The organism is Ancylobacter sonchi, assembly GCF_018390695.1.
GTDB lineage: Bacteria > Pseudomonadota > Alphaproteobacteria > Rhizobiales > Xanthobacteraceae > Ancylobacter > Ancylobacter sonchi.
Genome location: NZ_JAHBGF010000028.1, coordinates 401,520 through 416,180, shown reverse-complemented (window position 1 = coordinate 416,180; position 14,661 = coordinate 401,520). Strand labels below are relative to the sequence as shown.

At 67.2% G+C, this 14,661-nt stretch carries 10 protein-coding genes; 2 read left to right on the top strand and 8 right to left on the bottom strand.

Features of this window, described 5'->3' with window-relative positions; translation table 11 throughout:
• Positions 1 to 207: 207 nt before the first annotated feature.
• Positions 208 to 1,554, top strand: a complete 1,347-nt coding sequence (locus tag KHC28_RS17300) for a dicarboxylate/amino acid:cation symporter (protein ID WP_214009581.1) — start codon at positions 208 to 210, stop codon at positions 1,552 to 1,554.
• 96 nt (positions 1,555 to 1,650) lie between these two features.
• Here KHC28_RS17300 and KHC28_RS17295 read toward each other — a convergent pair whose 3' ends face one another.
• Positions 1,651 to 2,445, bottom strand: coding sequence for an RNA methyltransferase (locus tag KHC28_RS17295; RefSeq protein WP_214009580.1), 795 nt, complete (start codon positions 2,443 to 2,445; stop codon positions 1,651 to 1,653).
• A gap of 174 nt (positions 2,446 to 2,619) precedes the next feature.
• Positions 2,620 to 3,486 carry an NHL repeat-containing protein gene (locus KHC28_RS17290; protein WP_214009579.1) on the bottom strand — a complete coding sequence of 289 codons (867 nt, stop codon included), beginning with the start codon at positions 3,484 to 3,486 and terminating at the stop codon, positions 2,620 to 2,622.
• A gap of 294 nt (positions 3,487 to 3,780) precedes the next feature.
• Between KHC28_RS17290 and KHC28_RS17285 the strand changes: the two genes are divergently transcribed.
• Positions 3,781 to 4,992: an NADP-dependent isocitrate dehydrogenase gene (locus KHC28_RS17285; protein ID WP_214009578.1), complete on the top strand. Its 1,212-nt coding sequence runs from the start codon at positions 3,781 to 3,783 to the stop codon at positions 4,990 to 4,992.
• A 986-nt stretch (positions 4,993 to 5,978) separates the two neighbouring features.
• Here KHC28_RS17285 and KHC28_RS17280 read toward each other — a convergent pair.
• From KHC28_RS17280 to KHC28_RS17255, 6 genes are all read right to left on the bottom strand, one after another.
• On the bottom strand, positions 5,979 to 7,229 hold the full coding sequence (locus KHC28_RS17280) for a cyclic nucleotide-gated ion channel (RefSeq protein WP_214009577.1): 1,251 nt from the start codon (positions 7,227 to 7,229) through the stop codon (positions 5,979 to 5,981).
• Positions 7,230 to 7,335: 106 nt separating this feature from the next.
• Complete coding sequence (alaS, locus tag KHC28_RS17275; protein WP_214009576.1) at positions 7,336 to 9,987, bottom strand: alanine--tRNA ligase; 2,652 nt, start codon at positions 9,985 to 9,987, stop codon at positions 7,336 to 7,338.
• A gap of 191 nt (positions 9,988 to 10,178) precedes the next feature.
• Entirely contained in the window at positions 10,179 to 11,255 is a 1,077-nt protein-coding gene (gene recA / locus KHC28_RS17270) for a recombinase RecA (RefSeq protein ID WP_214009575.1), read from the bottom strand.
• A 133-nt stretch (positions 11,256 to 11,388) separates the two neighbouring features.
• Positions 11,389 to 12,660, bottom strand: coding sequence for an alpha/beta hydrolase (locus KHC28_RS17265; RefSeq protein WP_214009574.1), 1,272 nt, complete (start codon positions 12,658 to 12,660; stop codon positions 11,389 to 11,391).
• A 137-nt stretch (positions 12,661 to 12,797) separates the two neighbouring features.
• Entirely contained in the window at positions 12,798 to 13,661 is an 864-nt protein-coding gene (locus tag KHC28_RS17260; RefSeq protein WP_214009573.1) for a bile acid:sodium symporter family protein, read from the bottom strand.
• A 47-nt stretch (positions 13,662 to 13,708) separates the two neighbouring features.
• Complete coding sequence (locus KHC28_RS17255; protein ID WP_214009965.1) at positions 13,709 to 14,659, bottom strand: DUF2950 domain-containing protein; 951 nt, start codon at positions 14,657 to 14,659, stop codon at positions 13,709 to 13,711.
• Positions 14,660 to 14,661 lie beyond the last annotated feature (2 nt).

Sequence of the window (14,661 nt, the reverse complement as noted above, 5' to 3'; positions counted from 1 at the left end):
CACACAACATGTCGAGAGGTTACGCCGATCTCCCGCGAAAAGTCATTCGATAACAAGGCGTTAATTTACCGTGCCGTTTTCGGCATTGTTGGCATGCGCCTTGCGCAAGGGACGGGAAGGCGCGTCTCGCGCCGGTCCACCACAGTCACGGCTCCCAGCGACGCCCAGGACAACGAGGCGACGACGGTTCCCTAGGAGGAAAGCAACATGGCGCACGCCATTTCCGCTCCCGTTCCGGCCAAGCCCCGGAAATTCTACCAGCACCTCTATGTGCAGGTTCTCGTCGCCATCGCGGCGGGTATCGCGCTCGGTCACTACTATCCCTCGCTCGGCACCGACATGAAGCCGCTGGGCGACGCCTTCATCAAGCTGGTGAAGATGATCATCGCCCCGGTGATCTTCCTCACCGTGGTCACCGGCATCGCCGGCATGCGCGACCTCGGCAAGGTCGGGCGGGTCGCCGGCAAGGCGATGCTGTACTTCCTCACCTTCTCGACGTTGGCGCTGATCATCGGCCTCGTCGTCGCCAATGTGGTGCAGCCCGGCGCGGGGCTGAACATCGATCCCGCCTCGTTCGATCCGAAGGCGGTGGCGACCTATACCGAGAAGGTCCACGATCAGACGATCGTCGGCTTCCTGATGAACATCATTCCGAACACGCCGACCAGCGCGCTCGCCTCCGGCGACATCCTGCAGGTGCTGTTCTTCGCCGTGCTGTTCGGCATCGCGCTCGGCATCATCGGCGAGCGTGGCCATCCGGTGATGGAGTTCTTCACCTCGCTGTCGCAGGCGATGTTCAAGCTGGTGTCGATCCTGATGAAGGCCGCGCCGATCGGCGCCTTCGGCGCCATGGCCTTTACCATCGGCAAATACGGCATCGGCTCGGTCGCCAATCTCGCCATGCTGATCGCCACCTTCTACCTCACCAGCCTGCTGTTCGTGCTGGTCGTGCTCGGCGCGGTGGCGCGCTACAACGGCTTCTCGATCCTCGCGCTGCTGCGCTACATCAAGGAAGAGCTGCTGCTGGTGCTCGGCACCTCCTCCTCGGAAGCGGCGCTGCCGAGCCTGATGGAGAAGATGGAGCGCGCCGGCTGCAAGAAGTCGGTGGTCGGTCTGGTCATCCCGACCGGCTATTCCTTCAATCTCGACGGCACCAACATTTACATGACGCTGGCGGCGCTGTTCATCGCCCAGGCCACCGGCATCGAGCTGAGCCTGTGGGACCAGATCCTGCTGCTGCTGGTCGCCATGCTGTCCTCCAAGGGCGCGGCGGGCATCACCGGCGCCGGCTTCATCACCCTGGCGGCTACCCTCTCGGTGGTGCCCTCGGTGCCGGTCGCCGGCATGGCGCTGATCCTCGGCATCGACCGCTTCATGTCGGAATGCCGCGCGCTGACCAATTTCATCGGCAATGCGGTGGCGACCATCGTGGTGGCGCGCTGGGAAGGCGAGCTCGACGCCGACAAGCTGCGCCGGGCGCTGGCCGGCGAGGCAACCCTGCCCGATCCGCTGCCGGAAATCGCCATCGCGCCCTCCCCGGCGCCGGCCGAGTGATCCGGCCTCATATCGGGACATGACATGCGAACGCGGCCTCCGGGCCGCGTTCGTCGTTTTGGAAGACCGCAGGCCGGCGGAGGCGGACCCGCGCGGTCAGCCCTCGCGCTTGCGGCGGGCCAGCCGTCCTTCCCGCCCCTCTACCAGCGCGGTGATGACACCGTGCAGCGTCGCCAGATCCTGCCGGGTCAGGCTGACGCGGTGGAAGATGTTGCGAATGTTGCGGATGGTCGACGGCTTCTTTTCCGGCGAGTGGAAGAAGCCGGCCGTGTCCAGTTCGCGCTCGACATGGTCGAAGAAGGCGAACAGGTCCCCCTTGTCGGCGAGCGGCGAGCGGTCCGGGGGCTGGAACGGCAGGGCGCCGGCGGACGCGATCTTGTACCATTCATAGCCGACGACCGCGACGGCGGTGCCGAGATTGAGCGAGGCGAAGGCCGGGTTCACCGGCAAAGTGAGGATGGCATCGGCGAACGAGACCTCCTCGGTATAGAGGCCGGTGCGCTCGCGGCCGAACAGCAGGCCGACATCCTCGCCGACCGAGAGACGGCCCGCGACCTCGGCCGCCGCGGCATCGGCGCCCATCACCGGCTTCGCCATGCCGCGCTCGCGCGCCGTGGTGGCGACGACGAATTTGAGGTCCGCCACCGCCGCGCGCACGTCGGGGAACACCGTCGCATTGTCCAGGATGCGGTCGGCACCGGAGGCGAAGATGGTCGATTTGGGGTTCGGCCAGCCCTCGCGCGGATTGACCAGGCGCAGCCGCGACAATCCGAAATTGCCCATGGCGCGTGCCGCCGCGCCGATATTCTCGCCGAGCTGCGGCTCGACGAGGATCACCACCGGCCCGCCTTCGTGCCACGCCTTGGTGCTGTCGGTTCCCGCGCCAGGCATCAGCGTACCCCCTCGCGGAACGGGAGAGGGCACAGGGCGGGCGGGATGGTGGCGATGAGCTCGGACATGCGCTCCTCCTAGAGCATGTCCGAGCAAATTTGAACGGGCATCGCACGCGCATCGAACGGTCCGGCGAAGCTCAGCCCCGTTCCGTCGCGGGAAGCTCGCCCGCGCTCACGGGCGCGGCGGCAGGCGGCTGACCGTCACGTCATTGGGGCCGCCGGCCTTGTTGCGGATCAGTCCCCACACCACGCCGCGCTCGGCGGGATCGAAGGCGAAGCCCTGGCCGCCGATCTCCAGTGGAATGGTCTCCAGCCACTGCATGACCGAGCCCATCTCCGGCGGGGCGATGACATAGAGCTCGGCATTGTCGTGGCCGGTGATGTAGAGCCGGCCGTCAGCTCCGAAGGCGCCGCCGGAATTGCTCATGTCCTGGAAGCGCGCCACCAGCGCATCTGGATAGACGAATGCCTCGGCGACGCTCCAGTCGGGATTGAAGCGCACGATCTGGGTGTTGAACTTGTTGCCATAGGCCAGCGGGCTCTTCTCGAATACCCGGTTGTAGTTAGCGAAGGCACCCCACCAGCGGCCCTGCGGGTCGCGGTCCAGCCAGGTGAAGGAGCCACGGTCGATGCCGAAGCTGTGGCTCTCCAGATGCTTCAGCGTCTCGGCATCCCACACCTCGACCGAAGAGACCATCGGCCAGTCCGGATAGTTGGAATGGGCGGTGTAGAGCTTGCCGTCGCGCACCACGCCGCTGTCGAGATGCAGGATCGGCCCACCCTTCGGCCCTTCCCACTTGGCGACCTGCTTGCCGGTCCCCTTGTCGAACTTGGCGATGGTGCGGTTGTCGATGGCGTAGAAAGAGCGCTCGGTCACCGCGACCGCCTGGCGGGCCTCCGGCACCTGGAAGCGCTTGATGGTCTCGGCGGCCGGGCGCTGCTCCTGGGCGAGGGCCGCCGGCGCGGCGAACACCAGGGCGAGCACGGCGCCGGCGGCGGCCGCGAGGAAGGGGCGGCGACGGGAGGAGGATGTGGGCATGGACGTCTCCTGAGGCGGCCCGGCGAACCCGGCCGCCATACCTTGATGACGCCTGCCGCCTAGCAGCGGCATGTGAACCTCCCGCGACAGTCCCGCCCCCGGTTCCCTGCCCGGCAGCCCCTGCCTACGAGTCCAAGGCCGGTAGCCCGAAACCGGCCCGGAACTTGCCAGAAAGTCGGGGCCCGAGGCGCTTTCGTTTGACCCAAGGTCGCGGTATCACGCTCGCACCGGCGCCAGCCGCGCGGACTGGCGCCGAGGCCCCATTACGAAGCCGAATCCGCGCGAGGTAGAACCATGGCGAAGATCAAGGTTGCGAATCCGGTCGTCGAACTCGACGGCGACGAGATGACCCGCATCATCTGGCAGTACATCAAGGACAAGCTGATCCACCCCTATCTCGACATCGACCTCGAGTATTACGACCTCGGCGTCGAGAACCGTGACCGCACCGAGGATCAGGTGACGATCGATGCCGCGGAAGCGATCAAGCGGGTCGGCGTCGGCGTGAAGTGCGCCACCATCACCCCCGATGTCGGCCGGGTGAAGGAATACAACCTGAAGAAGATGTGGCGCTCGCCCAACGGCACGATCCGCAACATCCTCGGCGGCGTGATCTTCCGCGAGCCGATCATCTGCAAGAACGTGCCGCGCCTGGTGCCGGGCTGGACCCAGCCGATCATCGTCGGCCGCCATGCGTTCGGCGACCAGTACCGCGCCACCGACTTCACCGTGCCCGGCAAGGGCACGCTGACGATCAAGTTCGCCGGCGAAGACGGCCAGGTGATCGAGCACGAGGTCTACAAGTTCCCCGGCGCCGGCGTGGCGCTGTCGATGTACAACATCGACGAGTCCATCGTCGAATTCGCCCGCGCTTCGCTCAATTACGGCCTGATGCGCAACTACCCGGTGTACCTGTCGACCAAGGACACCATCCTGAAGCAGTATGACGGCCGCTTCCGCAAGATCTTCCAGGACATCTACGACGCCGAGTTCAAGGCCGAGTTCGAGAAGCGGAAGATCTGGTACGAGCACCGCCTCATCGACGACATGGTCGCCTCGGCGCTCAAGTGGTCCGGCGGCTATGTCTGGGCCTGCAAGAACTATGATGGCGACGTGCAGTCCGACATCGTGGCGCAGGGCTTCGGCTCGCTCGGCCTGATGACCTCGGTGCTGATGACGCCGGACGGTAAGACGGTGGAAGCCGAGGCGGCGCACGGCACGGTGACCCGCCACTATCGCGAGCACCAGAAGGGCAAGGAGACCTCGACCAACTCCATCGCCTCGATCTTCGCCTGGACGCGCGGTCTCTCCCACCGCGCCAAGCTCGACGACAATGCCGAGCTCGCGACGTTCGCCGCCACGCTGGAGAAGGTGTGCGTCGACACCGTCGAGGCCGGCGACATGACCAAGGACCTCGCCCTGCTGATCGGGCCGGACCAGAAGTGGCTCTCCACCACCGGCTTCCTCGACAAGATCTCCGACAACCTGCGCGCGGCCCTGACCTGACGCGTTCTACGACAGGCGGGATGGGGGCAGCCCCCGTCCCGCACCTTTGCGAGACCTTCCTCCGCCCATGTGGGGCCGATCTACGTGCCGATCGTGCGGCCGGATGATCGCCGGCATGCCCGAACAGCGCCCGCCTTGCAGTGCCGGCGGTGTCCGGCTGTCCAGCCATGCGGGCGCCAAACGCCTCGACGTGCTGGCACTCGCCCCTTTTGGCGGCACCTGACGGCCTTGCCGTCGCAGCATGAAGCGGGGCCTGTGGAATGATGTCGATGGTCCTGTCGTGGGACTCGGCAATGCCAGCGGAACGCTCCCACCCGTTGCCTCAGACGCCCCCTCGGCCTTGCCGCTCTGCCACGATCCTGATGACGGGCGTCACGGCCAGCCCTTCAATGCCGCCCGGCCAAGCGCGCCCACGCAGCCGGTAGATCCGGACGGACGCCGCCGCCGCCCCGTCACCGCCGCCCCACCTCTCGCCTCGTCGTCACATGCCGGGTCAGCATGGCCAGCGGCCGGGAGAGGCCGCAGACTCATATGTTCTGGACCAGAGCCTTGTTGAAACGATGAGGATGACGGCGAGAACGTCTCGGGTGCGTTTACCGAAACGCGTCGCACTGCGCATGAGGTGATTGAGTTTGCGGAAAGACCGCCTGCTCTGGTTTCACGGGCCGCAAATGACCAGATCGGCCGATCGCCGGGTCTGGCGCTCCTTCTGGGTTCGCATGTGAGCGGGCCACCCGCGCGAACTCCACGGCCGAAGCCGGCGATCGCTGCAGCTCCGCTCGACCGGCGTGCGGAGCCTTGGCGCGACCGTGAAGATCCTCGCCCGCAACGCGTCCCTTTCCGAGGATGACAACAATACGCCATCGCACCGCGGGCCTGGATACCTGGAGCAGGCTGGATGACGTCCGGTTCATCGGACAGCTCCAGCTTGTTGTTTTTACGCATTTTCTGCGCACGAGCCGGAGCCCGCTTCGCTCGACAGTGCTTTAGTCCTTCGCGTCCTTCTCCGGCAGTTCGTCTGCGGCGATGTCGCTGCGACGCACCACCTGACGCGGACCTTCCTCGTCCTTCGCCATGCTGCGGATGCGCTGGCCGATATCCGGGTGGCGGCGAACCACTTCCGCCAGATCGTCGGCATCCAGCACCAACAGCATGCTCCGGCGTCGCGCCCGGGCTGTGGCCGCACGGCGCGTGCTGCGCACGAGCGCCATCTCGCCGAAGAACTGCCCCGTCCCCAGCACCGCGGTCTCCTCGCCGAGATCCAGCTCGATCTCGCCGGAGGCGATGAAATACATCGACCGCGCCTCCTCGCCGCGGCGGACGAGGATCTCGCCGGGCTGAGCGGTATGCGCGGACAGCACCTTGTGGATCTCGCCGATCGACGCCGCATCGAGCTCGGCGAACAGCGGCACCCGGGCCAGCATCCCCCAGGTGATGACGAAATCCCGCCGCTTGATGACCTCGACGAAGGCGGTGGCGATGATGCCGACCGGCAGCGCGATCATCACGATGCCGGTCAGCATGGTCGCACCGGCGATCATCCGCCCGATGACGGTCACCGGATAGACGTCGCCATAGCCGACCGTGGTCACCGTCGCCATCGCCCACCACATCGCCTGCGGGATCGAACCGAGGCGATCCGGCTGCACGCTGCCCTCCGCGACATACATGGCGGAGGCCGCGACCAGCACCGCCGCGACCAGCAGCAGCAGGCAGGCGATCAGCGACTGGCGCTCGGCACGGAACACCTCGAAAAGTGATTGCATTCCAGGCGAGTAGCGGGCGAGCTTCACAAATCGCAGGAGGCGCAGGATCGCCAGCGAGCGCAGGTCGACGCCCCACAGCGCCGACACCGCGAAGGGCAGCCACGCGGCGAGGTCCACCAGGGCCGGCAGCGTGCGTGCGTAGCGCCAACGGGCCGCGCGCAGGCGAAGGCCGCGATAGCGCGGGTCCTCCGGCGCCATCCATAGCCGCAACGCGTATTCGAGCGCGAAGGCGACCAGCGAAAACGTCTCGAACCCCCTGAGCAGGGCGGCGTCGTGCAGCATCAGGCTCGGCACGGTCTCCAGCACCGCCGCCAGCACATTGGCCAGCACCAGCAAGACGAGCCCGCCATTGAGCCACCGGCCGAGACGATCCTCCGAGGCGCTGCCCTCGAGAAGCTCGTAGAGCCGACGCCGCATCTCGCGGCGCCGGGCGCTGGACCACCAGCCGACATGCTGCCTGCGGGACGCCATGTATCGAACACTCCCGCCGACCACTCCCGCGCCGACCATTCGCCGAAGACCACCCAGGCCAGCCGCCCGGACGTTCCGCCCGGGTGCCCGCTGTCGCGCGGCAGGGTCAGCCGGCCAGCGCGGCCTCGATGGCCTCCAGCGCCGCCGCGGCCTGCGCGCCATCCGGTCCGCCGGCCTGCGCCATGTCGGCCCGGCCACCGCCGCCCTTGCCGCCCAGCGCCTCGGCGCCGCGCCGCACCAGCGCCACCGCATCGTAGCGGTCGGTCAGATCCGGCGTCACGCCGACCACCAGGCCCGCGCGCCCCTCCTCGGTCACCGCGACGATCGCCACGATGCCAGAACCGAGCCGCTTCTTGCCCTCGTCGGCGAGGCTCTTGAGATCCTTCAGGTCGATGCCGGAGACCTGCTTGGCCAGCAGCTTGACCGTGCCCACGGTGCGCGCCGGCTCCTCGCCGGCCTCGCCGCCGCCCATCGCCAGCCGGCGGCGCGCCTCGGCGAGCTCGCGCTCCAGCCTGCGGCGCTCCTCGACCAGCTGGGCGACGCGCGCCTCGACCTCGCCGACCGGCGCCTTCAGCACCGTCGCCGTCGCCTGCAGCGCCTGGTTCTGCGCATCGAGATAGTGGCGCGCCGCGTCGGCGGTCATCGCCTCGAGACGCCGCACGCCGGCGCCGACCGCGCTCTCGCCGAGCACGGTGACGAGGCCGATGTCGCCGGTACGGCCCACATGGGTGCCGCCGCAGAGCTCCACCGAATAGGGGGCGCCGTTGCCGGGATCGGTTCCCATGGAAACCACCCGCACCTCGTCGCCGTATTTCTCGCCGAACAGCGCGCGCGCCCCGGAGGCGATGGCGTCGTCGACCGCCATGAGCCGCGTCTCGACCGGCTCGTTGCGCAGGATCACCGCATTGGCGATATCGGCAACTTCTGCGATCTCCGCGTCGCTCAGCGGCTTGGGATGGCTGAAATCGAAGCGCAGCCGGTCCGGCCCCACCATCGACCCCTTCTGGGCGACATGATCGCCGAGCACGCGGCGCAGCGCCTCGTGCAGAAGATGCGTCGCCGAATGATTGGCGCGAATGGCGCTGCGGCGGGTGTGGTCGACATCGAGCGCCAGCGCGGCGCCGAGCGTCAGCGTGCCGCTCTCCACCTCGACCTCGTGCACGAAGACGTCGCCGAGCTTCTTCTGGGTATCGAGCACCCGCGCCCGCACCCCGCCCTCGCCGGTCAGCACGCCGGCGTCGCCGAGCTGGCCGCCGGACTCGCCATAGAACGGCGTCTGGTTGAGCACCACGAGGCCGCGGCCGCCGGCGGCGATCTCCGCCACCTCGACGCCGTCCGCCAGCAGCGCGACGATCGACCCTTCGGCGGTTTCGGTGCCGTAGCCGAGGAATTCGCTCGCGCCCACCTTCTCACGAATGCCGAACCAGACGGCATCGGTCGCCGCCTCGCCGGAACCCGACCAGGAGGCGCGCGCCTCGGCGCGCTGGCGTTCCATCGCGGTGCCGAACGCGGCGGTGTCGACGCTGATGCCGCGGGCGCGCAGCGCATCCTCGGTCAGGTCGAGCGGGAAGCCATAGGTGTCATAGAGCTTGAAGGCAGTCTCGCCGGAGAACTTGGCGCCGTCGCCGAGCCCCTCGCTCTCCGTCTCCAGGATCGACAGACCGCGCTCCAGCGTCTTGCGGAAGCGTGTCTCTTCGAGGCGCAGCGTCTCGGTCACCAGTGCCTCGGCCCGCACGATCTCGGGATAGGCCCGGCCCATCTCGCGCACCAGCACTGGCACCAGGCGGTGCATCAGCGGATCGCGGGCGCCGAGGAGCTGCGCGTGGCGCATCGCGCGGCGCATGATCCGCCGCAGCACATAGCCACGCCCCTCATTGGAGGGCAGCACCCCGTCGGCGACGAGGAAGGTTGCGGCACGCAGATGGTCGGCGATCACCCGGTGGCTGGCCTTCTGCGGGCCGTCGGCGGCGATATTGGTGTAGTCCTCGACCGCGCCGGTCAGCGCGCGCATCAGGTCGATCTCGTAATTGTCGTGCGTGCCCTGCAGCACCGCCGAGACGCGCTCAAGCCCCATGCCGGTGTCGATCGAGGGGCGCGGCAGGTTGATCCGCTCGCCGCCCGGCAGCTGCTCGAACTGCATGAAGACGAGGTTCCAGATCTCGATGAAACGGTCGCCATCGGCATCGGGCGAGCCGGGGGGGCCGCCCGGAATATGCGAGCCGTGGTCGTAGAATATCTCGGAGCAGGGACCGCAGGGACCCGTATCGCCCATCTGCCAGAAATTATCCGAGGTCGGAATGCGGATGATCTTGCTGTCCGGCAGGCCGGCGATCTTCTTCCACAGGTCGAACGCCTCGTCGTCCTCATGGTACACGGTCACCAAGAGCTTCTCGACCGGAAGCTCGAACTCGCGGGTGATCAGGTTCCAGGCGAACTCAATGGCATTCTCCTTGAAATAGTCGCCGAAGGAGAAATTGCCGAGCATTTCGAAGAAGGTATGGTGCCGGGCGGTGTAGCCGACATTGTCGAGATCGTTGTGCTTGCCGCCGGCGCGCACGCATTTCTGCGAGGTCGTCGCGCGCGAATAAGGACGCTTCTCCATGCCGGTGAAGACGTTCTTGAACTGCACCATCCCGGCATTGGTGAACATCAACGTCGGATCGTTGCGCGGCACCAGCGGAGACGACTCCACTACCTGATGGCCGTTCTTCGCGAAATAATCGAGGAAGGTCGACCTGATCTCGTTGACGCCGCTCATCGAACACTGCCCGTAGAAAATAGACCTCCGGCAGGTCCGCCGGCCCGCGCCGGAACGGCGCGCGCACCGGTTCTAACGACGCCGCAATAGCTTGTCCAGAAAGGCCGCATGCCGGGTCGCTCCCGTCCACGACCGAAGGGCGACCGGTCGCGAAGACCGGTTGCCTGCGGGTGGGGCGGCCCGAAACATGCTCAGGCGTCGGCGTCGTCCTCGCTCTCCGCCTCGCCGGCGAGGATCTGGTCGGCGATCAAGCCGGCATTCTGCCGGATGGTCGCCTCGATGCGACCGGAGACGTCAGGATTCTGGCGCAGGAAGTTCTTGGCGTTCTCACGCCCCTGCCCCAGCCGCTGGCTGTCATAGGAGAACCAGGCACCGGACTTCTCGACCACGCCAGCCTTGATGCCGAGGTCGATGAGCTCGCCCATCTTCGAGACGCCCTCGCCATACATGATGTCGAACTCGACCTGCTTGAAAGGCGGGGCGAGCTTGTTCTTCACCACCTTCACGCGGGTCTGGTTGCCCACCACTTCCTCGCGCTCCTTGATGGAGCCGATGCGGCGGATGTCGAGGCGCACGGAGGCGTAGAATTTCAGCGCATTGCCGCCCGTGGTGGTCTCCGGGCTGCCATACATCACGCCGATCTTCATACGGATCTGGTTGATGAAGATCACCATGGTGTTGGAGCGACTGATCGAGCCGGTCAGCTTGCGCAGCGCCTGGCTCATCAGCCGCGCCTGCATGCCCGGCTGATTGTCGCCCATCTCGCCATCGAGCTCGGCCCGCGGGGTCAGCGCCGCCACCGAATCGACCACCAGCACGTCCACCGCGCCGGAACGCACCAGCGTGTCGGCGATCTCCAGCGCCTGCTCGCCGGCATCCGGCTGCGAGATGAGGAGATTGTCGAGGTCGACGCCCAGCTTGCGGGCATAGATCGGGTCGAGCGCGTGCTCGGCGTCGATGAAGGCGCAGACGCCGCCCTTCTTCTGCGCCTCGGCGATGGTGTGCAGCGCCAGTGTGGTCTTGCCGGACGATTCCGGTCCGAAGATCTCGACGACGCGCCCGCGCGGCAGGCCGCCAATGCCGAGCGCGATGTCGAGCCCGAGCGACCCGGTGGAGACCGTCTCGATCTCCATGACCTTGTCGCCCTTGCCGAGCCGCATGATCGAGCCTTTGCCGAAATGCCGCTCGATCTGAGAAAGCGCCGCATCCAGCGCCTTGGCCTTGTCCATGGAAGATCCTTCGACGAGTCGCAACGTGGCTTGAGTCATTGCCGGGCTCCGGGTCGCAAGCAAGTGTTTTGCTATGATTTCGATAACGTACCCGGTTTGTTCCCAGTTCGCAATATGTTCTCATCCCAAAACGGGCGCGTGCCGCATGGCCGCGCCCGAACCGGGTCGGATGTTATTCTTCCGGCGCCGGGGGCGGCGCCAGCGGCTTATGCTCGTCGGTGCCGCCGGTGACGCTGTGCCCGAGATTCTTGAGCTGCGCGTCGTAGTTCTTGCGGGTATTGGCGTCGACCACCGCGACCGGGGCGGCGACGATGACGCCGGCGGCGGTGCCGACCGCTGCCGCCGCACCGGCCGACGCCTCGATGATGTGGTCGCCGAGCCCGACGCGGGAATCGTTGATGCTCTGCCCCTCGGCGAGGCGCTGGCCGATCATCTGCACCACTTCCGGGCTCTCGGCGAACTTGCCGTGATTCAGCGGGTCGCCGGTGCGCAGCTTGGTGAGGTCGACCACCGTGATCTTGTCGCGCTCGAACTCGGTCTTGTACGGCTCCTTGTCCGGGTCGATGGCACCGAGGCGGTCGGTGCTGCCCCATACCCGGCGCGACAGCGACAAGGCGCGGTCGTCGCGGGAGACGAAGACGGTGATGTTCGGCCGCGGCTGGCCCATGTCGTAGAGCTGGGTGCGGAACACGTCGACGTCGACGTCGGGCGCGGCGAGGATGACGTTCTGGATCTTCGGCGCGACGCGCTTGTCGCGGATCGCCATCTGCCGCAGTGCCTCGATGGTCAGCCAGTTGCCCATCGAGTGGGCCAGCACGGTGATCTCGCCAACCTGCGGATCGGCGGCGAGGTACCCGAGCAGCCGCTCCAGCGCGTCGCGCGAATAGTTGGTGCTCTCGCGGTCATAGCCATAGGCCAGCACGCTGGCGCGCGAGGGCCAGGTGAACAGGATCGGCACCACCGGCGCGTTGGAATCGTGGATGATCTGCGCGAAGCGGAAAACAGCGTCTTCGAAGCGGTTGTTGAAGCCGTGGATGAACACCATCACCCGGCGCTTCGGCGTCGCCTTGAGCCGGTCGCTGAACCAGGACAGTGCCTGGTCGCGGTCGATCATCTCGGCGCGGGTGGTGACGAAATCGGTCTGCGGGTTGCCAGGTACCCGCTTGGGCCATTGCACCTCGCCGACCTTGCGGGCGGTCTCCGGCGGAATCGAGACGGTGATGCGGGCGAAGGACAGCGTCGGGCGGCCGCGCTCGCCGGTATACATGCTGCCGGGATTGTCGGAGGGCAGGCGCGTGGTCGCCACCACCATGTCGACCTTCGAGGTTCCGGCGGTGGTCGCGGCGGTCTCCGCCACCGGCGCGAGAACGCCTTCCGGCGGCCCGGCACAGGCAGCCAGCGTCAACCCCAGAACGACAACAAGGCTTCTCGACAGGAGTATCATCCGGGCCTCTGTGCCAACTGCCGATCTCTCATCCCCGAGAATGTCCGGGTTGGCAAGGGTTAGGGGTCCGAATCTTTTCTAGTGTTGGTTTACGAGAACAGTCGTTTAGCTGGACAAATGTCTCGGAAATACCGTCGCTAGACACGCGTCGGCAGCGAGGACAGCCGCTTCTTGCGCCGCCACTGCAGATACGGCACCGTCACCATCGTCGACACGAGGATGTAGACCGCCAGCAGCACCAGCGTTCCCGGCCCGTGGAACAGCGTGGCGACGATGATGGCGATGCCGATATGGCGTGTGCAGCAGGCGACGGCGAGCGTGGTGCGGTCATCCTCTGCCGGACCGCCGCAGTAATGGCCGATGCCGAGAGCCAGCGCCATGAACAGCGTCAGCGCCAGCAGCCCAACCAGCCGCACGTCGAACAGGATGGCCCACTGGCTGGCCAGCAGGATCACCGCCGACAGCGTCAGCACCAGCATGGCGGTTGCCCCCAGCACATCGGCGATCCGGTCGGCGCGCGCCGGGAGCAGACGGGCGAGCACGCGGCCGAGCACCATGCCGGCGACCAGCGGCACGAAGAACGCCAGGCCGATGGCGCGGGCCACGTCGAGCCACGAAAGCTCGGCCGCCACGCCGAAATGCCACGCCAGCAGCGCCACCCACGCCGGCGTGACGATCATCGCCAGCAGCGAGGAGATCGCCACCAGGCTGAAGCCGTAGGCATTGCGGCCGATGCCCTTCAGCTTGCGCGGCAGCAGCGGCGCTCCCGCCGAGACGGCAAGCACGAGCAGCGTCGCCTTGACGCCCGGCGTGAGCGGCAGCAGCCAGACCAGCAGCATCGCGGTCGCCGGCACGATGACATACATCGCCAGCAGCGAGCGGAGCAGCAGCGCCGGGCGTCGCAGCAGGTGGGTGACGTCGGCGATCGACGCCCCCATGCCGATGGCCATGATCAGGGCGACCATGGCCGCCTTGATCAAGATCGGAAGCATGGCCAGCATCGGTACCTCTCCGTGCGGCGTGCGACCGTCGCGCCGGCCGGGTCGGACTAGTCGCCCGAGACCTCCCAGCTCTTGTCCGGGTTGAAGCGGCGGATCTTGGCGGCCAACGCCTCAGTGTCGCGGCCGAGATCCTTCTCGTAGACGACGCCGGCCTGGTTGACGACGAATGTATGCACCCCGGTCTCGCCATAGACGACCGGCCAGGCGATCAGGCCGTAGCCGGCGATCATGTTGCCGTTGATGACATAGTCGTAGCGCCCGCCCGCGACATTGTCGCCCTGCCCGCGCAGGATGCGGAAGCGGTAGCCGAAATAGCCCTTGCCCTGCTTGGCCTTCTCCAGCGCGCCGGTATCGATGGAAGCGCCGGCCGGGCTGTCACCGTCGCCCTGCTCGGACGGCCAGTAGAGGCCGTCGGTCTGTCCCTCGGAGCTGATCAGCTTCTGGGCGAATTCCAGTACGCCGTCGCCATCGTGATCGACCGTGGCATAGGTCCGCTGGGCGTCGACATAGGCGCGCAGCGTGGCGATGGCCTCGATCTCGTTCTCGCCGATGCGCCGGTTCTCGATCTCGTCGAGCCCGGCGGCGGTGTCGAACGCCCAAGTGCCCTTGGCCGACTTCACCAGCGGGAACGGAAACGGCCAGATCTCCCGTCCGATGTCGAGGATCTTGCGGTCCGGCGCGATGTCCTTGACGTCGAGCCGCTCCGCCGCGCCCTGCCGGATCTTGTCGAAGGTGTCGCTGGCGCTGTCGCTGGCGCGCAGCTTGGCGGCATCGAGGCCGAGCAGCTTGGCGACGGCGTCGAAGTCGTTCGCGGCCAAGGCGGCCTTGAACGCCTCGACCGCCTTGGCCGGATCGTCGAAGCCGGGCGCCGGCTGGCTGGCGACGACATTTGGCATCCCCTGCGCCAGCGCCGCCGGCGCGCCAAGGGTGGCGACGCCCGCCGAGACGGCCAGGGCGGCGAGAGAGCCGATCAGTGCGAGACGCAGATTGCTGAGCATGG